Source organism: Microvirga arvi (assembly GCF_016892765.1).
Classification (GTDB): Bacteria; Pseudomonadota; Alphaproteobacteria; order Rhizobiales; family Beijerinckiaceae; genus Microvirga; species Microvirga arvi.
The window spans coordinates 39978-64352 of sequence record NZ_JAFEMD010000019.1; the positions used below are offsets into that span (position 1 = coordinate 39978).

General features: G+C 59.6%; 21 protein-coding genes and 2 pseudogenes. 7 read left to right on the top strand and 16 right to left on the bottom strand.

What is annotated here, in order from left to right:
• Positions 1 to 584 precede the first annotated feature (584 nt).
• From ILT44_RS13710 to ILT44_RS13720, 3 genes and pseudogenes are all read right to left on the bottom strand, one after another.
• Entirely contained in the window at positions 585 to 1304 is a 720-nt protein-coding gene (locus ILT44_RS13710; protein ID WP_443673960.1) for an IS6 family transposase, read from the bottom strand.
• A 67-nt stretch (positions 1305 to 1371) separates the two neighbouring features.
• A pseudogene (locus ILT44_RS30875) lies at positions 1372 to 1958 on the bottom strand (IS630 family transposase); the annotation flags it as partial.
• 12 nt (positions 1959 to 1970) lie between these two features.
• A pseudogene (locus ILT44_RS13720) lies at positions 1971 to 2268 on the bottom strand (transposase); the annotation flags it as partial.
• Positions 2269 to 2561: 293 nt separating this feature from the next.
• Here ILT44_RS13720 and ILT44_RS13725 point away from each other — a divergent pair.
• The 6 genes from ILT44_RS13725 (at position 2562) to ILT44_RS13750 (ending at position 9925) form a co-directional block, all read left to right on the top strand.
• Positions 2562 to 4031 (top strand): M81 family metallopeptidase, encoded by a 1470-nt coding sequence (locus ILT44_RS13725; RefSeq protein WP_204240158.1) that lies wholly within the window; start codon positions 2562 to 2564, stop codon positions 4029 to 4031.
• 228 nt (positions 4032 to 4259) lie between these two features.
• Positions 4260 to 5195 (top strand): ABC transporter permease, encoded by a 936-nt coding sequence (locus tag ILT44_RS13730; protein ID WP_204240159.1) that lies wholly within the window; start codon positions 4260 to 4262, stop codon positions 5193 to 5195.
• Between the two features lie 9 nt (positions 5196 to 5204).
• Complete coding sequence (locus ILT44_RS13735; RefSeq protein ID WP_204240160.1) at positions 5205 to 6026, top strand: ABC transporter permease; 822 nt, start codon at positions 5205 to 5207, stop codon at positions 6024 to 6026.
• Complete coding sequence (locus tag ILT44_RS13740) at positions 6023 to 7003, top strand: ABC transporter ATP-binding protein (RefSeq protein ID WP_204240161.1); 981 nt, start codon at positions 6023 to 6025, stop codon at positions 7001 to 7003. Before ILT44_RS13735 ends, ILT44_RS13740 begins: the two co-directional genes overlap by 4 nt.
• Positions 6996 to 8009, top strand: coding sequence for an ABC transporter ATP-binding protein (locus ILT44_RS13745; RefSeq protein WP_204240162.1), 1014 nt, complete (start codon positions 6996 to 6998; stop codon positions 8007 to 8009). Before ILT44_RS13740 ends, ILT44_RS13745 begins: the two co-directional genes overlap by 8 nt.
• A gap of 170 nt (positions 8010 to 8179) precedes the next feature.
• Positions 8180 to 9925, top strand: a complete 1746-nt coding sequence (locus ILT44_RS13750; protein ID WP_204240163.1) for a gamma-glutamyltransferase family protein — start codon at positions 8180 to 8182, stop codon at positions 9923 to 9925.
• 111 nt (positions 9926 to 10036) lie between these two features.
• Here the strand turns inward: ILT44_RS13750 and ILT44_RS13755 are convergent, their stop codons facing one another.
• The 13 genes from ILT44_RS13755 to ILT44_RS13820 form a co-directional block, all read right to left on the bottom strand.
• Positions 10037 to 11641, bottom strand: coding sequence for an ABC transporter substrate-binding protein (locus ILT44_RS13755; RefSeq protein WP_372441163.1), 1605 nt, complete (start codon positions 11639 to 11641; stop codon positions 10037 to 10039).
• 293 nt (positions 11642 to 11934) lie between these two features.
• Positions 11935 to 12270, bottom strand: a complete 336-nt coding sequence (locus ILT44_RS13760) for a transposase (protein ID WP_204240228.1) — start codon at positions 12268 to 12270, stop codon at positions 11935 to 11937.
• A 170-nt stretch (positions 12271 to 12440) separates the two neighbouring features.
• On the bottom strand, positions 12441 to 13439 hold the full coding sequence (locus ILT44_RS13765; protein ID WP_204240165.1) for an asparaginase: 999 nt from the start codon (positions 13437 to 13439) through the stop codon (positions 12441 to 12443).
• Positions 13440 to 13458: 19 nt separating this feature from the next.
• Positions 13459 to 14349, bottom strand: a complete 891-nt coding sequence (locus tag ILT44_RS13770) for a polysaccharide deacetylase family protein (RefSeq protein WP_204240166.1) — start codon at positions 14347 to 14349, stop codon at positions 13459 to 13461.
• Between the two features lie 13 nt (positions 14350 to 14362).
• Positions 14363 to 15352, bottom strand: coding sequence for an amidohydrolase family protein (locus tag ILT44_RS13775; protein ID WP_204240167.1), 990 nt, complete (start codon positions 15350 to 15352; stop codon positions 14363 to 14365).
• Positions 15353 to 15358: 6 nt separating this feature from the next.
• Positions 15359 to 16855 carry an aldehyde dehydrogenase gene (locus ILT44_RS13780; protein WP_204240168.1) on the bottom strand — a complete coding sequence of 499 codons (1497 nt, stop codon included), beginning with the start codon at positions 16853 to 16855 and terminating at the stop codon, positions 15359 to 15361.
• Positions 16856 to 16886: 31 nt separating this feature from the next.
• The gene (locus ILT44_RS13785) at positions 16887 to 17591 is read right to left on the bottom strand and encodes an ABC transporter ATP-binding protein (RefSeq protein ID WP_204240169.1); all 705 of its coding nucleotides are present in this window, start codon (positions 17589 to 17591) and stop codon (positions 16887 to 16889) included.
• Positions 17584 to 18342 (bottom strand): ABC transporter ATP-binding protein, encoded by a 759-nt coding sequence (locus ILT44_RS13790; RefSeq protein ID WP_204240170.1) that lies wholly within the window; start codon positions 18340 to 18342, stop codon positions 17584 to 17586. Before ILT44_RS13790 ends, ILT44_RS13785 begins: the two co-directional genes overlap by 8 nt.
• A gap of 71 nt (positions 18343 to 18413) precedes the next feature.
• On the bottom strand, positions 18414 to 19673 hold the full coding sequence (locus ILT44_RS13795) for an ABC transporter substrate-binding protein (RefSeq protein ID WP_255549723.1): 1260 nt from the start codon (positions 19671 to 19673) through the stop codon (positions 18414 to 18416).
• Between the two features lie 18 nt (positions 19674 to 19691).
• Positions 19692 to 20654, bottom strand: coding sequence for a branched-chain amino acid ABC transporter permease (locus ILT44_RS13805; RefSeq protein WP_204240171.1), 963 nt, complete (start codon positions 20652 to 20654; stop codon positions 19692 to 19694).
• Positions 20654 to 21514 carry a branched-chain amino acid ABC transporter permease gene (locus tag ILT44_RS13810; RefSeq protein ID WP_204240172.1) on the bottom strand — a complete coding sequence of 287 codons (861 nt, stop codon included), beginning with the start codon at positions 21512 to 21514 and terminating at the stop codon, positions 20654 to 20656. The genes ILT44_RS13805 and ILT44_RS13810 overlap by 1 nt, the downstream gene beginning before the upstream one ends.
• 3 nt (positions 21515 to 21517) lie before the next feature.
• Positions 21518 to 22405: a polysaccharide deacetylase family protein gene (locus ILT44_RS13815; protein ID WP_204240173.1), complete on the bottom strand. Its 888-nt coding sequence runs from the start codon at positions 22403 to 22405 to the stop codon at positions 21518 to 21520.
• A gap of 4 nt (positions 22406 to 22409) precedes the next feature.
• Positions 22410 to 23105 (bottom strand): fumarylacetoacetate hydrolase family protein, encoded by a 696-nt coding sequence (locus ILT44_RS13820; protein ID WP_204240174.1) that lies wholly within the window; start codon positions 23103 to 23105, stop codon positions 22410 to 22412.
• A 280-nt stretch (positions 23106 to 23385) separates the two neighbouring features.
• Between ILT44_RS13820 and ILT44_RS13825 the strand changes: the two genes are divergently transcribed.
• A complete protein-coding gene (locus ILT44_RS13825) occupies positions 23386 to 24171 on the top strand; it encodes a GntR family transcriptional regulator (RefSeq protein WP_204240175.1) in 786 nt (261 codons plus the stop codon).
• The last annotated feature ends 204 nt before the right edge of the window (positions 24172 to 24375 follow it).

Consider the following 24375-nt stretch of genomic DNA (forward strand, 5'->3'; position numbering starts at 1 on the left):
GCCAAATCCCCCGTGGAACACCCCCAAGCCGCTTGACGACCCCGGCAGCTACACCGGGGTCACCGCAGACAGCGGCGGGGTCCTGCGTATCCCTATCGACCTGACGACCCACAACGCCTGTTCTTGAGCGGCCACCATGCCCAAGGTCCGCTGCCTCACGCTATCTTGAGCTTTGGCTGAAAGCTAACTTTAGCAATGCTGCCCTTGGAGCGAGCGGGTGAAGAAGGATCGGCGACGCCACCTTCCGACCCCTCCTGCCTGGTCCCGAACACCAAGGGATTGCCGCATCTCCAAGGCGGAGAAACCATAGCCGGCTTTGAGGATCCTAGCAGCAGGGCGATTATCCCGCCCGTAAGACGAAGGCCGGCAGTGCGCCCGTCTGCCGAGCGGGGCAGAGCGGTTAAAGGTCCGCAAATCCGCCGACCCCAGTCGCCAAAGGAGTTGTGTCGCGGAGCCGGGCCTATGGATTTGGGGCCAACCGGATCAATCGCTCTGACAGCCATGTGTCCCACCCTCAGGATGGTCCGAAGGGTTCCGTTGCAACCCCCGACATAGGTCGAGCGATGGCCAGAGGTGAACTCAGGTTAGGCAGCAGCGCTGAACAGAGCAGCAATGAAGTCCCTCTGGGCCTTCATGTCGTTCGCGGGTGCGCTCACAATCTGGTCTTTTCGGATCATTGCGATAGCCTCGTAGCCTGCAATCGTCCGTGAGGCTGTTACGAAGCTCTTGAAGCTCAGCGCCGGTCTGACCAGCCGCTTGATGCGCCGGTGATCCTGCTCGACGATGTTGTTCAGGAACTTCACCTGCCGGAGTTTCGCAAAGTGCCAGAGCTCTCCAGCCCGCTTCATGGCTTTGGTCGCAATAGGGTAAGCGGCATTCTTATCGACCGTGATGGTCCGCGGATTGACCGTATGGGGCTGCTTCAAGGCCTTCCGGAAGAAGCGCCGAGCGGCAGCCGCATCCCGCCTGGGTGAAAGCAGAAAATCGATGGTCTGCCCGGCAGCATCGACGGCACGATACAGGTACACCCATTCGCCCTTTATCCGAATGTATGTTTCGTCCACGCGCCAGGAGCCATTGGTCATCCGCAGGTGCGGACGAATGCGCTTGTCGAGTTCAGGAGCATAGGCCTGGATCCAGCGGAACAAGGTTGTATGGTCCACCTTAACGCCGCGGTCCGCAAACATCCGCTCAAGATCACGATAGCTGATGGGGAACTGCGGATACCAGCGCACCGCCCATAGGATGATCTCCGCCGTGAACTGCCGACCCTGGAACGGGTTCTTCTTACCTGCCATCACCATGAGCCCCTCTCAACCCTATCCCGTCATAGCTTGGGTGGTGGGAAGCTTCAAAGCTGCAACAGAACCCGTTCAGGGCGGCAAACGGTGTGGTGGTGCCATGGCGCTTGTGGTCGTGGGTCATGGTCTCGAGGCGGCCCTTCTTGAGCGGCAGACCGGGCTGGGTGCGGTAGAGCGTCTGGATCTGGCTCTTCTCGTCTACCGAGAGCACGATGGCATGCGCCGGTGGGTTGACGTAGAGCCCGACCACGTCTCTGAGCTTCTCAGCGAACTTGGGATCGTTGGAGAGCTTGAACTGGCGATAGCGATGCGGCTGGAGGCCGTGAGCCCGCCAGATGCGCCGTACGGCACTGGCGCTGATCCCGGTCTGCTCGGCCATCATGGCGGCGGTCCAACGGGTGGCCTCGGCCGGAGGGTCGGACAGCGTCGGGTTGACCACCCGCTCGGCAATATCAGGCCGAGCGGCTTGACCCGGGACGGGCGGGTCTTGTCGCGCAACAACCCGTCAACGCCCTCGTGCATGAAGCGCTCCTGCCCGCGTCAGACGCAGGTTTCGGAGGTGCCGGTCTGGCGCATGATCTCGGCCGTGCCGACGCCATCGGCGCTCAGCAGCACGATGGCGGCCCGCCAGACATGCTTCTGGGCCGTGTTCCGGTTGCCGGAACAGAACCAGATCCAGCCCCAGAAGCCTCAGGTCCGAGCCGATCAGACCTTCCGTTTGGCGGAGCGCCAGCCGGAACATCGCCCGAAGCGTCAACGCCGTCCTGATCGCCAGAGTGGAGTAGTGTGGCTGGCCGCCCGGTGTCGTGCGGGGCTCGGCCTGCCAGGCGGCAATCGCCTCATCGGAGAACCAGAGCGTCAGACTTCCCCGCTGGTGCAGGGCTGCATCGTACTCGGCCCAGTTGGTCACCCAGTACCGCTGCCTGGGGATGTGGTGACGGCGAGCGGCATGAGCCTTGAAGGGCATGGCGGGGGTCTTTGTTTAAAAGGCGACGGGCCTCTATGATATCCAGCCTGGGTTACCAACTCGCTCCTCCATGCAACAAGGCGGCAATAGCACCAAAGTGCAAACGGCTGGCCCACACCGATCGTTGTGCATGAATGATGGGTCGTCCTTAAGTTTCGGGTTGAAGAATATTCCAGCCTTTGCCACCATCGGTAAAACTGCGCCCTTAGAGGCTTGAGGGACATAACATATCGATTGGGTGTCAGCGAGCCAGCGCTCCTACAGCCAACAGATATGATGGGGGGATAAGGAAAATGGTGAAATGCGTTCTTCTCGCAGAGTTTATGCACGAGACGAACACGTTCAGTGTTCAGCTAACTGATGAGAGCGCATTTAGGAATTGCAGCTACTATCAGGATGAGGACATCATCCCCGCCTTTAGAGGAACACATACGTCGATCGGCTCCGCATTCGAAGCTGCCGAAAAGTTCCAATGGAAGCTCGTTCATCCCGTCGCCGCTTCTGCCAATCCGTCCGGTCGCGTCACCGATGACTGTTTCGAGACGATTACGAAGCTCATCCTTGATGCCTGTGATGAAGTGGATGGGATCCTGCTTCACCTCCATGGATCGATGTCCACGCAGAGCCATGATGATGGCGAGGGCGAATTGCTGGCCCGCATCCGCTCACGCGTCGGCTCCCGCGTCCCGATTGTCGCGGTTCTCGACCTGCATGCGACCGTCACGCAGCGCATGGCCGATAATTCCAATGCGCTTATCTCTTACCGGACTTATCCTCACATTGATCAGTACGAGCGCACGTGGCAGGCTGCCGAACTCCTGGAAAGGGCAATGACAGGAGAGCTGACACCGAAGGTGGCGCTGGCCCGGCGGCCTATCCTGTACGCCCTGGATGGAGGCCGCACGACCTCGCCTCCTATGATGGAGCTGCTGCGCCGCGGCGATGAGATCGAGACCGCTGGGCAGGCTCTCGTGGTCAGCGTTCAGGCCGGTTTCTCGTCTGCCGACGTCCATGACATCGGCCCTTCAATCGCCGTAACGGGCAATGAGCTGCCTGCGGCGCAGGCCATTGCCGAACAACTCATGGACTATGTGTGGGAGCAGCGGACGTTCTCGTCCATTCATTTCACGCCGCTGGACGAGGCCATCGCGAAGGCGAAGGTTGGCACCGGTTCGGGCAAGCCTCTTGTCATTTCCGACTATTCCGACAATCCGGGATCGGGAGCCTATGGAGACGCCACCAATCTGCTCAAGGCCGTGCTTGATGCCGATCTGCAGAACGCTGGCTTTCATGCCATCCACGATCCCGAGGCTGTTCTACAGGCACAGGCTGCGGGTGTGGGCAATCGCGTGACATTGCTGCTCGGTGGCAAAACCGATCCGACTATGGGTGGCGGACCGATTGAGGTCACAGGCCATGTTGCGGCCATTACTGATGGCAGCTTCATCGCCTATGGGCCCATGGGCGGCGGAGCGCGGCGCAATTACGGCCTGAGCCTTCTCCTGCGTGTTGGCGGAGTTGAGATCATCGTGATCAGCCACAACGGGCAGGCCAATGATCTCGGACAGTTCACGTCACTAGGTGTCGACCCGACGCGAAAGTCAACTCTGATCGTGAAGTCGATGCAGCACTTCCGGGCCGCGTTTGAGCCGATTGCCCGAGAGGTTATTGAGGTCGATACGGGAGCTCTATCAACGAGGAACTTCACGGAACGGCCCTATCGCAAGATCAGACGCCCGATTTGGCCTCTGGATGCAATTTGATCGTCCGACTAAGACTATGAGCGGAATGGGGATTTGCCTTAATAAGCGCATCAAGCTCCTCAATCGGAGAAATTATTGTGTTGCCAATAGTTGATATTGTCTTGCAGAACGGTTCTATCGGGTGTGATTGAGGTGATTGCTATATGGCAACTGGGCCAAGCCTCGGGATGCACTGCAAGTCCTGATGTTCGCGAACCCTGTGTTGCGAGCGCCAGGTTGGAGTCTTGAATGATTTCTTTCGTCCTGCGGCGCCTGCTGCAAATGGTTCCGATTGTCCTGTCTATTGCTGCCGTCATCTTTCTGATGTTCAGCGTGATTCCGGGCACCTTCGTATCGAGCATGAACGACGACGGCCGCAGCGTCATGGACGCCGAAGTTGCGGCTCGAATTAACAAAGAGTTTGGGCTGGACGATCCTGTTTACATCCGGTTCGGCAAGTACGTAGGCCAGCTTGCGACACTCGATCTCGGAACCTCGTTCCGGACGCGCCAACCGGTCACGACGGTCTTGGCGGACCGAATGTGGCCAACCGCGCAGCTTGCCCTCGCTTCCATGCTGTTTGCCATCGTCTTCGGTGTCCCGCTCGGTTTTATCGCCGCTCTGCGACAGGGAAGCTGGATCGATACGATTTCAATGGTCAGCGCCGTGTCGGGTCTGTCGCTCCCGAAATTCTGGCTGGGCCTGATGCTGATGTACATCTTTGCCCTTGTGCTCGGCTGGCTGCCAAGCTTCGGCTACGGGGATGGCGGCATACGCTACCTGATCCTGCCGTCGATTGCCCTCGGCGTTGCACCAATGGCGCTTCTGGCGCGCACGACACGGGCCACGGTGCTCGAAATCATGAATGCCGATTTCGTGCGAACCGCCCGGGCCAAGGGAATGAGCGAGGCTCGCGTGGTGCAATGGCATCTGACGCGGAACGCTCTCGTCATCGTCCTCACCACCATCGGCCTGCAGTTTGGCACCGTCATCGGGCAGGCCGTCGTCGTCGAGAAGCTCTTCGCCTGGCCAGGACTGGGATCCTTGCTCGTCGACAGCGTCACATTGAGGGACATCCCTGTCGTGCAGGGGGCAATCTTAGTGATCGTCCTCTTCTTTCTCCTGATCAACACCCTCGTCGATGTCGTCTGCGCGATTATCGACCCGCGCATCAAGTACACCTGAGGGGACGACATGAAGATCAGAGCCAATCTCCTGATCGGAGGATTTCTCTTTGCCGCCGTGGTGATCGCAGGATCCCTTGCACCTTGGCTTGCTCATACCGATCCGGTCATGGATGCGGACCTGCTCTATGCGGAGGAGCCGCCGGGAGCCGCGTTCTGGTTTGGCACGGATGCGCAGGGGCGCGATATCTACAGCCGGGTTCTCTACGGGGCGCGGATTTCGCTCACCGTCGGGATCATCTCGCAGCTCATCAACACGGTGATCGGAGCCTGCCTCGGGGTGTCCGCCGGATATTGGGGCGGGTGGTGGGATGATTTCGTGAGTGGCTTGACCAACATGATGCTGGCCATTCCGTCTCTCATCTTTGCCCTCGCAATCATGGCGATCCTCAATCCAGGGCTGACCAGTCTGCTGATTGCACTCGGCCTCACCAACTGGTCTTTCACCTGCCGCCTTGCCCGCGCCTCGACCCTGTCACTCAAGAGCCAGGGATACGTCCAGGCGGCGAAGGTCCTGGGCTACAGCGACGTGCGCATCATGCTGACACAGCTTCTGCCCAATATGCTCGGCCCCATCATCGTTATCGGCACTCTCGGCATGGGCGGTGCGGTTCTTGCCGAGGCTGCTCTCTCCTTTCTTGGTCTCGGCATCCGCCCGCCGTTCCCGAGCTGGGGCAGCATGCTGTCCGATGCGCGGGATCAGATCACCACGGCGCCCTGGATTTCGATCTTCCCCGGCCTTGCAATCTTCGTCACGGTTCTTGGCTTGAACCTGCTCGGCGACGGCCTTCGCGACATTCTCGATCCTCAATCGCGGAGCCGACGGGCATGACAGGACAGGCGCTTCTTGAGGTAGAGGGTCTCCGTATCGATCTGTCCGTCAACGGCCGGAGGTATCCGGCGGTGCAGGATGTCTCGTTCAGCATCAGGCGCGGAGAGACGTTCGGTCTGGTAGGTGAGTCCGGATGCGGTAAGAGCATCACCGCTCTTGCCCTGATCGGTCTGCTGAGAAATCCCCTCAGCATTGCAGGCGGCAGCATACGTTTCGATGGGCAGGAGCTGCGGGATCTGTCGCCGGGCGGCATGCGCAAGCTGCGGGGCAGCCGGATCTCGATGATCTTTCAGGAGCCGATGACGGCCCTCAATCCGCTGTCGCCGGTCGGGCGACAGATTGCCGAGATGTTCGTGCTTCACAAGGGTGCGAACTGGAGGGAGGCGGAGCGCCAGGCGGTGGAGGCCCTCGCAAGGGTCCGGGTGCCCGCACCGGAGCGGCGCGTAAAGGATTTCCCGCATCAGCTCTCGGGCGGCATGCGGCAGCGCGTCATGATCGCCATGGCGCTGGTTTGCGGGCCCGATCTCCTGTTGGCGGACGAGCCGACGACAGCGCTCGACGTGACGGTCCAGGCCGAGATCCTCGACCTGATCCGGGAGCTTTCCGCAGCGCAGGGGACCGCGGTTTTCATGATCAGCCACGATCTCGGGCTTATTGCCAACATGTGCCAGAACGTCGGAGTCATGTATGCCGGTCGCTTGGTCGAGCAGCGCGCTGCCGACAGCATATTCCTAGCTCCGAGGCATCCATATACGCAGGGGCTCCTCGCCTCGCTCCCGCTTCTAGGAGCCCGCTCCAAGTTTGGCCGCAAGAAGCTTAAGGAGATCGAAGGCGTGGTGCCTCCTGTCGTGGCTTTTCCAACCGGCTGCCGGTTCAACCCCCGCTGCCATGCCGCGACCGATCTCTGTCGAGCCGAAGATCCTGTTGTGACGCCGCTTCCCGACAGCGGTCTCGTACGGTGCCATTATCATGACTGACACTTCCAACGACACGATCCTGAAGGTCGAAAACCTCGCGGTTCATTTTCCGGTTGGGCGAGGGCTCCTCGGAGGATCGCGGCGGTTCGTGCATGCTGTGGACGGGGTCGACCTGGAATTGAAGCGAGGCGAGTGCTTTGGTCTCGTCGGCGAGTCTGGCTGTGGCAAGTCGACTTTGGCACTCTCCATCCTCGGCCTGCAGGCGCCGACGCGCGGCCGTGTGGTTGTTGATGGGCACGAGGTCGGCACGGCGGGGAGGGACCGGAAGACGAGGGCGCGGATCACGCAAATGGTATTCCAGGACCCATATTCCTCGCTCAACCCGCGTCAGACGGTGCGGAGGACGCTCGAGACTCCTCTGCGCCTACACGGCATCACGGCAAAGAGCGAGATCGACGGGAGGATCGGCGACATGCTGGCGCGCGTCGGCCTGCGGCCAGAGGCTGCAGAGCGCTACCCGCACGAGTTTTCCGGCGGACAGCGACAGCGGATCGGAATTGCGCGCGCCCTTATCCTCGAGCCGAAGATCGTCGTTCTGGATGAGCCGGTTTCCGCACTGGATGTCTCCATCCGAGCCCAGATCATCAACCTGCTTCTCGAACTTAAGGAGACGCTCGGTCTCTCATATATCATGATCAGCCACGATCTCGGCGTGGTCGAGCACATGAGCGATCGGGTCGCCGTTATGTATCTCGGCCGCATCGTCGAGAGCGGCCCATGGAACACGATTTTCACGCAGCCTGGGCATCCCTACACGCGGGCGCTCATCGCGGCGATCCCCGATCCGTTCAAACGAAGCAGCGGCACCAAGATCACCGGCGAGATCCCGAACCCGCTCAGTCCGCCGACAGGCTGCGGTTTTCACCCCCGATGCCCGGAAGCGCGGGACATCTGCCGGACGCCCCCAGCGCCAGCGCTCGAAAATCGGGGAGGGGAGCACCACGTCCGGTGCCGGAGAGTCGACGAGATTGCCATCCCAGATGGTTTGGCAACAGCCGTAGGCTGAGCGGCAGATCACTTCCGGAGCCGCAGAGCTGACCTTGGAGCATGTTGCGGCGAAGTGGATCCGGTTCGCCGTCAATAAAGCGGCGAGAAATAGAAGAGGGCTGTTTCCATCAACATGGAAACAGTTTTACGCTGCAACCTCCGCGCGCAGCTGTTTCAGCGAGTGTCTTCATGAATGCTCAGCCTCCCAATCCAGGTCTTAGTCTCGGGGCCACGGGCGCTCACCGTCCGACGCTGCTGGGTACCCTGCATATGGCCGTGTCCGGGCATTATGCAGCCTCCCATGCCGCGTTTGCAATTCTCGAAGCCGGAGGCAATGCGGTGGATGCTGGGGTTGCCGCTGGCATTGTTCTGGCTGTGGTTCAGTGCGATCTGGTCAACTTTGCCGGCGTCGCGCCGATCATCCTGTATGACAGCAAGACTGCATCGATTCACACGATAGCGGGACTGGGGCCATGGCCTCGGCGCACGGATGTGCAGGTGTTTCGACGCGAGTACGGCGGCAGAATCCCGCACGGGATCTTCCGCAGCGTCGTTCCCGGAGCGCCGTCAGCCTGGATCACGGCTTTGCAGCGCTTCGGAACCATGAGCTTCGGCGAAGTTGCATCCGCAGCCATCAGGTTCGCCTGCAACGGTTTCCCGATGTACCCATTGCTCGCCGATATGATTGCCCTTCATGAGAATGACTACAGGCGCTGGCCGTCGAATGCGTCCGTCTTCTTGCCGCAGGGGCGTCCTCCTCGGACAGGGGAGATTTTCGTCCAGCGGGACCTTGCAGGAACGCTTCAGTATCTCGCCGATGAAGAGCGCTCAGCTTCGTCGCGCGGCCGCGATGCGGGATTGGAGGCCGCGCATGCAGCATTCTACCGGGGTGATATCGCGGCTGCCATCGATCATTTTTTCCGGCAGGAGGGGGGCTGGCTGCAGGCCGACGATCTGAAGGAGTTCACCGCACCGGTCGAGCCTGCCGTCATGCGCTCCTTTGCAGGCGTCGATCTGCATGTCTGCGGACCCTGGACTCAGGGGCCGGTGCTCTTGCAGGCCCTTGGTCTGCTCGATCCCGGCGATCTTCGCCGGCTGGAGCACAATTCCCCGCAATACATCCATGCCGTCGTGGAAGCGCTCAAGCTGTCCTTTGCGGACCGGGAGCGCTATTACGGGGATCCGCAGACGATCCATGTGCCTCTCGGGATGCTGCTCTCGGACAAGAACCGAATGACCCGGCGTTCGATGATCGATCCTGACCGCGCCGCTCCCGGCCTGCCGGTCCCGTCTGGCTCCGGTGCGCATTTGCCGGATTTGGCTGCCGCATCCGGACAGCCGGGCCCCCCAGGCGATACGTCGTTCGTCTGTGTCGTAGATCGTCATGGCAATGCATTTGCCGCAACACCCAGCGATACATCCTATGATTCCGTCATGGTGCCCGGCACCGGGCTGTGTCCTTCCTCGCGCGGCTCTCAAGGATACACGGATCCGGCCCATCCCGGGTATATCAACCCCGGTCGACGCCCGCGCCTCACGTGCAATCCGGCTCTTGCGATCAAGGAAGGCGAGTGGATCATGCCATTCGGAACACCGGGCGGCGACGTGCAGTGCCAGGCCATGCTGCAGGTCTTCCTTAACCGCGTCATCTTCGGGCACGATCTCCAGGTTGCCGTCGAGGCACCGCGCTTTGCCACATACAGTTTTCCGAACTCGTTTGATCCGCACGATTACTTCCCGGCCCGATTGGCTCTCGAGGGGCGTTTTCCCACCACGGTCGGAACCGACCTACGGGCCAAGGGACACGATGTTCATTGCTGGCCGGACTGGACATGGCTCGCGGGGGCAGTCTGCGCCGCGTCGACGGATGTATCTACCGGAGTTCATGCTGGAGCCGCGGACCCCCGGCGGGCTTCCTATGCGGTCGGGTGGTAACCGACCGGCGCACCTGCTCAGTCATGCGCTGTCTCCAAGGAAAACATCCCGGCACCTCTGGAAGATGCCGGGATGAAAGTCAGTCGGTTCAACCGTACTGGACTGCCGCCGTTATTTGGCAGCGGGTGAGGTTTCGTCCACCCACAGATCCTCATAGTTCTGGAACGCAAGCTCCGTTGCGTTCGGCTGCAAGCCCTTGAGCCAAGGCTGATAAGCCATGACGGCCTTGTTGTAGTTGAAGAACCACATCGGAGCCTCTTCCTGGATGATCGCATTCGCCTTCTTCAGGTACTCGACCCTCTTGCCTGGATCCCGCTCGTCTCCCGCCTGGTCCAGCAACTTGTCGACTTCTGCGTTCTTGAATGCGGTATAATTACAGGCCGACTGGGGAGTAGCCGAGTGGAAGCACTTCAGCGATCCAAGCGGATCAGGGCCGGACGTATTCGACCAGATGTAGGCCTGATACTCGCCCTTGCTGACGATGCCTGCAAGAACGGATCCCTCCACAGGCTTGATCTTCGCCTTAATCCCGACCTTCTCGAGCATCGGAATGACAGCCTCGACTATGGGGACACCCCAGCTCTCATTCGGGGTCGCCGTCCACTCGAACTCGAAGCCGCCGGAGTAGCCGGCGTCAGCAAGCAGCTTCTTGGCCTTCTCCGGATCATACGTATACGGCTTCAAGGACTTGTCATAGGCGGGTGACGACAGAGGAAGCCAGCTTGTGGCTCGGTAGGCCTTATTCTTGTTGAGACGCTTGATGATAAGATCTGCGTCAATGGCGTGGTTGACCGCCTGTCGAACACGCTTGTCGGTAAAAGGCTTGAAATTGGGATTCATGCCCATGATCCGGGTATAAACCTCCGGTACCTCGAGAATGCCTTTGGAGAGCTCAGGATCGGCCTGATAGGCGACATATTGCGCTGGCCCGAGAATCGAGACGTCGATTTCCTTGTTGCGGAAAGCAACGTCGCGCGCGGATGCTTCACCCATGGTCGAGATCACGATTTTGTCGGCATGAGGCTTGCCCGGCTTGTAGAACTTCTCCCAGCGCTCTGCGACAAACCGGGATCCCGGTACATGCTCGACAAACTTGAAGGGTCCAAGTCCAATCGGTTTGATCACGAAGGACTCTTTGACCGCTTCATCCGCAGGATAGATGGATGTTGCTGCCGTCCTGAGATAAAAACCGGGATCAACACGCTCTGTGAGAGCCATCTCCAAGGTATGGTCGTCAATCTTCCTGAGACCTGAAATTTCCCTAGCCTGTCCCTTCTCGACCTCGACGGCTCCCTTGATGATGCGGACGAAGCGCGCGCCCGGATATGCTTTGGCACCATCCATGATGCGCGTGAACGACCATATGATATCATCGGCGGTCATCTTCCGGCCGTGATGGAAATAGGCGTCATCCCGCAGCTTGTAGGTGTAGGTCAGTCCATCTTCGGAGATATCGACCGATTTGGCGAGTTCCAGAACCGGCTGGTTATTAGTGGCATCCCAGTTGTACAGCGAGCGGTGAATTGCCTTGGCGTAAATCTCGTCCTGGGCGCGGTGCGAGGTGTGAATGTCAAGGCTCGAAAAGCTTGAACCGTAGGGTGCCGAGAAGCGGATTGTGCCACCGTTGCGCGGCGTTTCAGCGTAAGCGTAGGTGCTGATTGCCAGAGTAAGTGCAGTCGAGATAGCTAGTTTCGCGAGCAAATCAAATCCTCCCAGATTTCTAAAGCCGCAAAGCGCAACGGGGATCTTGCGCTCGCAGAATGACAGCACTCCAGTTGTCACGGCCGTTAGCACCGAAGCGCTCCCCGTGTGTCTCTTTGACAACTGGTAGATCCTGAACCTCGGATCACCTATCGAAGCGTAAGGCCCTCAATCAGACTGTCAAGCTATAGCCACTGCCCGTGGAGCTCAGGGCAGAGATTGAGCCAAAAGGTGTCAACTGGGATGCGGATTGACCGTGTTGCATGGATCGTCTGGTGAACGCACTGGGCCCACCCCGTGCCTGTAGTTTAGGCGATGCGGACGGACGTCGGGCGTCCGAGCTCAAGCATACGGTTCAAGGCATGAATGGCAATGGATATTTCGGTCGCGCGACGCTGATCCGTCCGTGACCGCAACGCATCCCCGATCACCCGTTTGAAGCGGCTGATGGCGGTTTCCACCAAAGCCCGGCGCGTGTACCCGGACCGCTTCTGCCAGGCCACACGTCCATGCTCAGCGATGCCGTGGAGATGCCGATCTCGCTCGGTCGAAGTGCTCTCCGCCATGTCGCTCGGTACCGCCGTTGATCGAGGTGGAACGATCACGTGAGCCTCAGGATGACGCTCGGCTACGCTACCGTAGATGCCCTCCTGATCGTAAGCTCCATCGCCTGTAAATGAGGCGAGTGGACTGAGATCTGATCGAGCAAAGGCTCAACCTGCGAGCCATCATCGACGTCGCTCGTGGTCAATTCGAATCCGAGATCTGGAAAGCACCGTCCTTCTATTTGTTCCAGTCTCGGCAGCCAAATCGCCTATCCGTGCAACAAGGCGGCATAGCGGGTGAATTGATCCAAAAGCGCCTCGCTATCGTAGCCTGCGCCAAGCAGCAGGGACAACAGTAACCGGGCCTTTAGACCCCCAATATCGCCGCCGTTGATGAGACCGCGGCCGATCAGGTCGATCTCTGAGCCCGGGAAGCCGTAGGTGCGTGAGCATACCGGGCCTGCTGTGATCCGCGTGCTCAAGATTACGGGCAAGGTACCGGCCAACTCTTCGAGAGCAGGCACTACAGAGGCTGGAACATGCCCCACACCCATGGCCTCGATGACAACTCCTCGGTAACCAAGCGCGGGCAGGGTGGGGAGCAACCTACCGTCATCTCCAAGAGCGATGATGATGAGGGCCACGGGGGCTTCGTCTCCGTCTACGCCATTCGGAATGGCAGGGCGGCGGACAATCCTGGTGAGGATGCGCGCTTCACCTTCGACAACATATCCCAGCGGTCCCGCTCCGGGTGACTGGAATGCGGACGGCAACACGGTGCTGATCTTCTGCACGAACCGGGCGGCGTGAATAGTGTCGTTGAGGACGACGAGAGTGCCGAGCCCGCGCGCAGCCCCCGACGCTGCGGTGATGACGCCCGCGAGCAGATTGGCCGGTCCGTCCGCTCCTGGCGCCTCCGCTCCACGCATTGCGCCGAGCACCACTACAGGCTTGTCGCTGTCGACCAGCAGGTCGAGCACGAAAGCAGTCTCCTCGATAGTATCTGTTCCCTGGACGACGATGGCGCCGCTGCAATCACCCTGCAGACGCTCATTGAGCATTCGAGCGATCTCGCGCAAGTGGGCGAGGGACAGAGAGGCGCCCGGCAGGCGGAACGGAGACAGAGCCTCGATCTCGGCCACCTTCGCAAGGGCAGGGATGGCGCGAACAAGGTCCTCTCCGGTCAGCGTCGGCACGATGCCTCCCGCGGCGCCCGAGGTCATGGTGATCGTGCCGCCAAGCGACACGAGGAGCACTTTTGGAAGCATGGTCGCTGTCCCTTCCAGCCTACTTTGCCTGCGCCTTGTACCAGTCGAGGATCTCGGCTCCAGTCCACATCACCACGTCGTCATGGCTGAGGATATGGTCGTACAAGGCTTCCAGATATTTGATCCGATGCGGCGCACCGGTCAGATACGGATGGATGGAAATCGCCATCACCCGGGGGATATCCTTGCCTTCGAGGTAGAGGCGATCGAATTGGTCACGCCCGCGGCGGAAGATCTCATCCGACGGCGATTGCTGGATCGCAGTCATGACCACATCATTGATCTCAACTGTGTAGGGGACCGAAACAATTTCACCGGCGCGGGTGCGAAGCGATACGGGCTGGTCGTCCAGAACCCAGTCGGCAACGTATTCGATGCCCGCCTCGGCCAGGAGATCGAGTGTCTCGTCAGTCTCCGTCAGTCCCGGACTTTCCCAGCCACGCGGTGGGCGGCCAGTAAACCTCGCAATGGCATCGATGGTGTCGGCGATAGCTGCTTTCTGATCCTCGACCCGGTGCATGGGCTGCTGCACGAAGCCATGACCCATGAAATCCCAGCCCTCGTCTAGCGCTGCCTGGCAAGCCTGGGGGTAGAGATCGATGCAGGTGCCGTTGACGGCAAGGCTCGCCTTAAGCCCACGAGATGATAACGCTTCATGGAAGCGCCAGAAGCCGACCCGCATGCCGTACTCGTGCCAGGCCCAGTTCGGCACGTCCGGCAGCAGCGGTTGGCCCATCGGCGGCGGCAGCACCGTCCGGGGCATGGGGCCGGTCGGGCGCCAGTTCTCGATATTGACGATGGTCCACACCGCGACACGGGCATTGCCCGGCAGCGCGAGTCGCCTGCGCTGCGTGATGGGCTGATAGTCCAGACGCCCGCGCAGCGAATGTCCGCTTCCTGTATCAGTCATGTGCAAGCTCCTCCTAAGCTTCGCCCAGGAGCGAGAGAGCCGTGCGCCCTGCAATCTGCGCACGTTGCTCGTCCGTCAGCCCAGGTGCATCCGCTATGGTCTTCACCGGGTCTTCGTCACCCATGTCAAAGGGGGCGTCTGTTCCGAGAAAGACGTGTTCCGCTCCGACGAGATCCGCCAAAAAGGTCAGCGCTTTTGGCTCGAACACAACGCTATCGAAATAGAACCGGCGCAGCAGGTCGAGGGGCGAGGTCTGCGACTTCGCGCGTGTCTCGCTACGAACCTTGTGACCGTGGGCGAGGCGTCCGATCTGATAGGGCGCGAACCCACCGCCATGCGCTAGGCCGATCTTCAAATCTGGAAGCTCGTCCAAGGTGCCGCTATACATCAAGTCGGCGACCATCAGGGTGGTCTCCAGAGGATTGCCGATCAGGTTGGTGAGGTAATAGTCCTCCAGCCCTGACTTGTTGCCGATGTAATAGGGATGGGCCAAGATGAAGATGCCAAGCTCGGAGGCCCGCTTCAGCACTGGACGGAAGCGCTGATCGCTGAGCTTCACTCCCTCGATACCAGTTCCGATTTCGACTGAACGGAAGCCATGGACCTCTACGATGCGTTCGAGCTCCGCTATGGCGTCATCGGGATGCTGCATCGGCAGAATTCCCATGCCTCGAAAGCGATCTTTGCGGATAGCCACGAAATCAGCGACGCCGTCATTGACCAGGCTCGTTACCTTGACGGCTAGATCACGGTCGGCCCAATAGGTGAAGGTCGGCGGTGCCGGGGAGAGAACGGAAATATCAATCCCCTTTCGATCCATGGCCGCGAGCTTGGCTTCGGGTTGGGTGAACTCCGCAAACAGCGGATAGGCATAACCTTGATCATGCACGACCTTGCGGTCGCTGCCTGTCCCGATGATGCGGGCCTTCAGGCGTGCAGGGTCGTTCTCGATGGCTGCAACGAAGGCTGTCGGAATGACGTGGCTGTGAAAGTCGATGTTCATGGGGAGTTAGCTGTACCTTTTGATCTGGTTGTCATCCTCATACCAATCGAAGACCGCGTCGGAGAGGTTGACGATGATGTTCTGGATCTGCGTGTATTCCTCGTAAGCGACAAGACCGTTCTCTCGTCCGATGCCGCTCATCTTGAAGCCGCCCCAAGGCGAGGCAGGATCGATCCGGTGGTGATCGTTGATCCATGTGATCCCGCTCTCAAGCTGATGAGCGACCCGGTGGGCACGCGCCACGTCCCGTGTCCAGATGCTGGTGGCGAGGCCGAACTCCGTGCCATTGGCGATGGCGATCGCCTCCTCCTCGGTGTCGAAGGGGATGACGCAGACAACAGGGCCGAAGATCTCCTCCTGGGCGATGCGCATATCCGGTTTCACGTCCGTGAAGATCGTCGGCAGAAGATAATAACCGCTCGCGAATGACTCGCCCTCGGGACGGCACCCGCCATAGGCGAGCGTCGCGCCTTCATCGATGCCGATGCGGACATAGCTCTCTACCATATCGCGCTGCTTCTTGGAGACCATCGGCCCTACCTGTGTGGTTTCGAGCTGCGGGTCGCCGAGTCTGAGGCGGCCTGTCCGCTCAACAAGCTGCGCCACCACCTCGTCATGGATCGAGCGGTGCACGATCAAGCGTGCGCCCTGCACGCAAGTCTGGCCTGTTGCGATGAAGGATGCGAACAACGTGGCGGCCACTGCGCGCTTCGTGTCGGTATCCGGAAAGACGATGACGGCTGCCTTGCCTCCGAGCTCAGCCGCCACCTTTACGAGGTTCTTGCCCGCGATGGAAGCAACGGCCTTGCCGGTTTCAGTCCCACCCGTCAGGTCGATCTTGCGAATGCGAGGATGTGAGGACAGGGCAAGGCCAGCTGTGGCGCCAAAGCCCGGAACCACATTGTAAACCCCGTCCGGAACGCCGGCTTCCTTCAACACTTCCCCGAGGATGAGGGGCGTGATCGGGGCGAGCTCGGACGGTTTGACCACCATCGTGTTCCCGGCGGCAAGGGACGGTGCGACCTTCTTGGTGAGAATGAGAAGTGGGTGGTTCCACGGTGTAACATGCCCGACCACTCCGAGCGGCACGCGTCGGGTGTAGTTCAAGTAATGACCGGCGAACGGGGGCACGGTATCCTCATGGGTCCGCGCAACGGCACCGAAATAGGAAAACCATTCCGGCAGACGGGAAAGCTGGGCCGCCATCTCCCGGCGAGAACGTCCGATCTGGTCGATCTCGATGGTGACGAGCTCTGGCAGGCGGCGCTTCAGGATCTCTGTGGCGCGATTCATGATGTCGCCACGCTCGGCGCCTGTCAGAGCCGACCATACAGAGAAGGCCCTCTCCGCCGCCTTGATGGCGATCTCGATGTCCTCGGCCGCCCCTTCGGCGACTTCGGCAATGACGGAACCGTCCTTCGGATTCTCGACAGGGAAGGTACGGCCGGAAACGGCAGGATGGTAGTCTCCCTCAATGTAGAGACCCCATGTTCGAACTGTCACTTCAGTGCTCCTAAGGAAATAGGGTGGCCAATCAGTGGACACCCAGGAAGCGCATCAGCGGGCTCTGGTCGTTGCGGACCTCCGCAGCGCTGACTTCGTGAACAACCTTGCCGGTCTCGAGAACATACAAGCGGTCGGCGACCGCCAGCGCGCTGTAGAGGTTTTGCTCAACCAGCAGAATCCCAAGTCCAGTCTTGCCAAGATTGGCGATAATGGTCTCAAGATGCTGGACCATGACTGGTGCCAGGCCTTCCGAGGGCTCATCCATAAGCACGAGCTCGGGATCAATCATGAGCGCTCGTCCGACGGCGAGCATCTGGCGCTCGCCTCCAGACAATTGGTTGCCGCGATGACTCCGGCGCTCGGCCAGACGAGGGAACATCTCGAACACGCGGTCGACCGTCCATCCTTCCTTGACACTGGCGGCCTTCAGCATAGTCAGATGCTCTGTCACGCTTAGAGAGGGGAAGAGCCTCCGGCCCTGAGGCACCAGCGCTATTCGACGCTTGGCGACCTCATGGGGGGAGAGACCGAGCAGTTCCTCGCCCTTCCAAAGCAATGAGCCTGTCTTTACCTGCGGCTGTGCAAGTCGCATGATTGAACGTATGAGCGTGGTCTTGCCCATGCCATTACGGCCGAGGAGCGCAACGACCTCGCCGGGCTTCACATGAAGCGTCGTGCCATGCAGCACGTGCGCGTCGCCGTAGAAACTATGGAGGTTTTTAACCTCAAGCATGATCGCGTGCCTTTCCGAGATACACATCCTGCACGCGTTGATTGGCGCTGATGCTCTCCGGCGTTCCCTCAGCCAGCAATTGACCGTTGTTAAGGCATGTAACGTAGTCCACCAGCCTGAGAACGAGATCCATGTCGTGCTCGATCAAAACCATGGTCAGGTCGCGGGGGAGCGCACGGATAATATCCGAGACAATGATGCGCTCCGATGGAGACAGGCCTGCGGCAGGCTCATCCAGGAGTAGCAACTTTGGCCTCGTGACCAACGCCATCGCCATCTCCAGCTGGCGCTGCTCGCCGTAAGACAATTCGTGCACCTCAACCGAGTTTCGCTCGCCGAGCCGAGAGATGGCTAGCGCTGACATAACCCGTTCCTCTTCCTCCGCCGACAGGCGTGCGGAGCCAAAGAGAGAAAACTTGCCGGGTCCGGTGCCGCGCAGGGCAAGCTGCATGTTCTCGGCAACGGTAAGACGCGGAAACAGATTGGTGATTTGGAATGTCCGGCTCATTCCCATCCGTGCACGTAGATGCGCAGGCTTTGTTGTGACGGTCGCTCCTTCAAAGATGATGCGTCCGGACGTTGGTGGATTTACGCCGGTGATCGCGTTGAATAGCGTCGTCTTACCCGCGCCGTTCGGTCCGATAATCGCCCGGCGCTCGCCGCCCTTCACTGAGATCGACACATCGTCGACTGCCTTCAGAGCTCCGAAGGCGACAACGACGTTTTCTAAGACAAGCGCGGGTTGTGACACGTTACAGCTCTTCAATGGAACGATTCTGGAGCGGGGCAATTGCCTTCCCCGCTCCCGTGCAAAGGCTTTGCTTACTTCTTGATGCCCTGGTAGTCGCGTGAGAAAGGCGGCGACTTGAGGTATTCCTCGGGCTTATATGTCCAGAACTGAGAGACGTTCGGATATGTTTCAATCGGCACGTTCCAGTACTTGCCGTCGGCATTTTTCTGGACCTTGCGGATATAGACGTCATAGACCGGGTTACCGAATTCGTCGAAACGCACCGGACGGCCGAGCGGCGAGTTGGCAAGCTGGCTGTTCAGCACGGCATCGATGAAGGCGTCGCGGTTGGAGATGTCGCCGTTGAGCTTCTCGATCACTTGGCCTACCCACATCGCGCCGGAGTAGTGCGAGAAACCATACAGGGACGGCAGCTTGCCGTACTTTTCTGAGTAGGCTTTGACGAACTTCTGGGTGTCAGGGTTGTCAGAGCCTTCCGCAAAGTGAGCGGAGGAGATGATGCCCTCGCATTCCGGGCCCATGGTGCGGATCACCGATTGGTCGGTGAAGTTTTGCGCGCCGAGGAGCGGAATATTCCCCTTCAGGCCGAAATCGGAATATTGCTTCAGGAACCGCGTGGCGTCGGCTCCAAGCTCCATGGCAAAGATCGCGTCCACGTTCATATTCGCGAGCTGGCCGATATAGGGGCTGAAATCTGCGGTGTTCAGCGGGTTCCAGAGCTGGCCCACGATTTGGCCTCCGCCTTGGGTGAACACCTGCGCAAAGCCAGCGCACTGCTCATGGCCGAAGCTGTAGTCCTGTGCAATGGTTGCGATCCGCTTGTACCCCTGCTTGAGCGCCCAGTCGGCAAGTGGGCGAGGCATCTGGCTGGCGGTATAGCCTGCAACGCGGATGACGTTCCGCACCCGGTCGCGCTGCGTCAGATCGTCAGCGGCAATGACCGGGATGAAGTACGGAACGCCGTTGGTCTTGACGTAGTTGGCGACCGCAAGGCCGGTATTGGCAAGCAGGTTGCCGAATAGGAAATCGACTTTGGCTTGCTCCACTAAGCGGCGAGCCTTCTGAAGCGCCGTATCAGGGTTGCCAGCATCATCTTCCTCGATGATCTCAATCGCTCGGCCGGCAACGGACTTGCCTTTTTCCTGCCAGTACATATTGAAGCCTTCGACGATCTCGCGACCGCCGGCTGCGACGACGCCACTGAGCGGGGCCATCAATCCGATCCGGATCGGACCTGACTGGGCGCGTGCCACGAACGGGGCCGATATCGTGCCTGTCGTTGTTGCCGCCAGCGCGAGACCGGATGTCTTCAGAAACTGTCTGCGATCCATGGCTTTCCCTCTTTTCGATTATGGTTTTATTCGATTTTTCTTCCATCCAGAACGGAAGAACTTGCTCGCTGCACCGAGAATGCCCTCGGGGGCGAAAATCATGGTGCCGATGAACATGAAGCCGAGAACCATCGGCCAGCGAGGTGTGAAATCGCTGACGAAGTTCTCAAGAAGAATGATGGCGGCGGAGCCCACGAAAGCGCCGAATAGGGTGCCGATGCCGCCGACAATCGCCATCAGGAGTCCTTCGACGGATTGTGACAACTGCACTGTCGATGGGCTGACGAAGTTGTTGAACAAGGCGTAAAGCGCGCCGGCAACTCCGGCAAATATGCCGGTGATGGTGAACGCGATGAACATGTGGGAGGCCGTGCTATATCCGAGACTGCTCATCCGGCTTTCACTATCGCGAATGCCCCGTAACGTGAGTCCGAATGGTGACTGCACGAAGCGCCAGATGATGAAGCTAAAAATCAGCACCGTAACGAGCGTGGTATAAAAGAAGACCAGCGGATCGGCGATGATTTCAGGCCGGCCTACGCCGCGAATGCCGTTTTCTCCGCCCGTCACACTCGTCCATCGCAGGCAGACGCCCCAGACAATCATACCGAGTGCCAGCGTCAGCAACAGGAAATATACGCCGCTGACCCGGACGGCGAGCAGGGCGAAGACCGAAGCAAGCATCGTGGCCGCCAATACACCCAACAGCAACGCAATCCATGGCGATCCTCCAGCCACAGAGATCCAGTAGATCACAATATACGTGGAAGCGCCGAAGATAGCACCATGACCGAGGGAGGTGCGCCCTGCATAGCCTGCCAGTACGTCGATGGACATGGCAAGCAGCGCAAAGATCAGGATCTCATTAGCGACGCTGATCTGGTAGCTTGAGGCGAATAGGGGCAACGCGCCGAAGATGATCAGGATCGAGGCGAGAGCCGGGATTGGTATGCGACGTTGAGGGCTATAAGCGGACGCCATCAGGCAGCCCTCCCGAACAATCCAAGCGGGCGAAATGCGAGGATCGCCGCCATAGGACCGAAGATGACGAAATAGGCGAGTTCGGGGAACATCACCTGGCCGATCGAATTGAGGAGACCGACGAGGAGCGCGCCGACGGCAGCACCAACGAGGCTGCCCCGCCCGCCGATGATGACCACAGCCAGAGAGAATACGAGAATTTCTGCGTCGGCCGTCGGGTAAAGGGTAAGGAAGGCTCCGCCCACTGCGCCGCCCAACCCCGCCAGGGAAGCGCCGAGCATGAAGGTCGCGAGGAAGACCCTGCGGATATTGATTCCCATGGCTTCGACCATCTCGGCGTCGTCCACTCCCGCGCGGATGAGCGCGCCGAGACGGGTGCGGTTGAGCAGAAGCCAGAGCGCCAGGAACACGACCAGACCGAGAACGAGCACAAACAGCCGGTACTTCGGATAAAACCCGCCGCCGACCCGAACCGCGCCGCGGAGCATCTCCGGGACAGGCATCGAAAAAGTGTCGCCGCCCCATATGACGAGGGCGAGATCGTTGAGCACAAAGGCGACACCAAGGGTCAGCAGGACCTGACGCAGCTCGAAGCCACGCACGAAACGCAAGAGCCCCAGATCAAGGACCACCCCCATCAACGCCACGCAAAGCATTGAGGACAGGACTCCGAGCGCGAAGTTGCCGGTCATTCCGGTGACGGAATAAGCAATATAACCGCCGAAGAGATAGAGTGCGCCGTGGGCTAGATTGACGATCCGCAGCAGCCCGAAGATCAGGGTAAAACCCGAAGCAACGATGAACAGAAGGGCTGCGAATGTTAGCCCATTGAGAATTTGGATGAGATTGAGGCCGGACAAGACTCAGTACCCTTTAAGGGCGTCGGGACGCTGGCTGAGATACCAGTCGTGGATCTGCTCGCCGGTCCAGAACACGACGTCGGGGAGGCGACTGATCTTTTCCAGAATGCGCCGAAAGTGCTTGGCTCGGTGCGGGGCGCCCATGATGTAGGGGTGAACTACAAGCGCCATTACGCGCGCAGAATTGGCGCTATCGTGATAGAGCTGCTCGAATTGATCCATCGCCCGATCGTGGTACTCGGTTGCCTTATGATGTTGAATCAACATCATGGCGACGTCATTGCATTCCTGCGTGTAGGGAATGTTGACGATGGGCTTGGTGCGGGTCTTGAGAACGACCGGCTCATCGTCGAGAACCCAGTCGCATACATATTCGAAGCCTTCCTCGACGAGGAGATCGGGGGTTTCCCAGGTTTCAGTCAATCCCGGTCCGAGCCAGCCGCGGGGTGCCTTGCCGGTGAAGGTTTTGATGGCCTCCGCAGTCTTGCGAATATCCTCGCGCTCGTCGGGGACCTTCTGCATGTTCTTCTGGCCGAAGCCATGGCCCATGAACTCCCAGCCCCGATCAAGAGCTGCGCGGGAAATGGCCTCGTAGGTGGCGATGGCCTTGCCGTTGATAGCAAGAACGGCCTTGATGCCGTGATTGTCGAGGTCCTCGAGAATGCGCCAAAACCCAACACGGTTGCCATACTCGTGCCAGGCCCAGTTCGGAATATCCGGTGAGGGAGAGCCGCCCGCAGGTGGTGTCAACACCGTACGAGGCATGGTTTCCTTTGGGTCCCATTCTTCGATGTTGACGATCACCCATACCACCATCCGAGCCTTGCCCGGCAGTTTCAGGGGAGGGCGTTCGGTAATGGCTGAGTATGTGATGCGTTCGGTTGGCAGCATGACATTACGCCTTCTTAGGACCGATGGAGAACGAGAAGGGCGCCAAGCCCTCGACGGTAGCAACGAGACGATCGCCGGGAACGATCGGCCCGACCCCGGCGGGTGTGCCTGTCATGATGAGGTCGCCAGGCTCCAGGCTGTACTGTGTCGAGAGGTTTGCGATGATTTCGGGTGTGTTCCAGATCATCTGCCGGAGGTCAGCACGCTGGCGCTCCTCGTCGTTGACGCTGAGGGTGATGCTGCCTTCGAGCCGGTGTCCGACGGAATCTACGGGGTGCAGAGGGCCGCACGGCGCCGAATGATCGAAGGATTTTCCGATTTCCCACGGGAGACCCTTCTTGAAGGACTCGCGCTGACGGTCACGGCGGGTCAGGTCTATGCCTGCGGCATATCCAAAAACAACGTCCAGCGCTTCGGCAACAGGAATGTTGCGCGCGCTCTTACCGATGGCTGCGACCAGCTCAACCTCGTACTGGAAGTCCTCTGTGGCCGGCGGGTAGGGAACAACCTCACCCTCGGAAACGATGGAGTCGGTCGGCTTCTGGAAGAAGAATGGCAGATCCCGCTCGTCGCCCTCCTTCATCTCACGAATATGCTCCACATAGTTGCGGCCTACGCAATAAATGCGGCGCACCGGGAAGCGGTCTTCACTACCGATGATGGCGAGTGTCGTGACACTGTGAGGAAAAACCAGAGCCATTTCAGGGAGCGGCCATACTTAAGGGGCGTGGCGTGATCCTGCGCATGGTTTGTTCTCCTGTTCCAGGGGCCACTCAGGCGGCTAACCCGAGCTTTATGACAACGGAAGGCTACATCCATTTGGACCCCAGTCAAGAAGGAATGTATACATTTCACTTAAGGATTAGAGATCCGCTACGGCACGGTTGGAGAAGCCCTATCGCAAAGCGATCCATTTAAAGGGAGGTGCAAAAGGGATTGTCACGTAGTAAGTTAGCCACAAACAGCTCAGGAAGATACCAGTGCATTCACAGAGTGACCTTCAGGACGGCGCCCGCACGGGTGAGTTGGACGCCCCGACGCGAAGTGTATCCATTACCGAGCAATTGCGATGCGGAATCCTCGCTGGTGACTTTCAGCCCGGCGAACGAATCTATGAGGTCAATCTCTCAGAGAAGCTGAAGGTATCTCGCACTCCCATACGGGCCGCGCTCCAATCTCTCGCGGGCGAGGGGCTGCTCAGGCATATCCCCAATCGAGGCTATTATGTTCAGGAATTCTCGGTTGATGAGATCGTTCAGGCTTACGAGATCCGGGCAACCCTTGAGGGTCTGTGCGCCAAGCGCGCTGCACAGCTTGGGCTGAATGCGGAGGATCGCGACATCATAGAGAGGGCTTTGCGTGAAGGAGATTTGCTTCTGCAGAAGGAAGAACTCTCTGCTGACGACCGTAGCATCTATGGCGAAATAAACGCCGCCTTTCACAGCGCCATACACAGGGCCGGGCAATCGCGCATGCTGCGTGACATGCTCCGAGTGTCCCAGCAGGTCGCCCCGTCATCGCATCGCAATGTTATCGCCTTCGAACTCCGGGATGTCCGCCGCCGACATGACGATCATCACCGCATCTACGAGTCCATCCTGTATCGTGATGGAGGCCGCGCGGAGCTTTTGATGCGTGATCATGTGGAAACAGTGAAGATTTCGCTCATACGATCCTTCTCGCGCGAGGCCACGTCTCCTGATGGCGCTGTCTCTTCACGTACCGCAAAAGGGGTCTCCTCCCGAGAAATCAGAAGAGTGAAGTGACAGTTTCCGGTGCGACCTCTAACAAGAAGGGGTCGGAACAAGAACTGATGGGTGGACGCCTCCCTCAAGTGGTGTTCAACACCTCCACTTTGGCACACCAAGGCCGTTGGGGGGCGTCCACCCCATCAGAACCGCCAAGGTTAGTGCAACGGAACCCTGAGTTCTGTCGGAACGAGGTCGCCCCGACTCCGGATTCCACGGCAA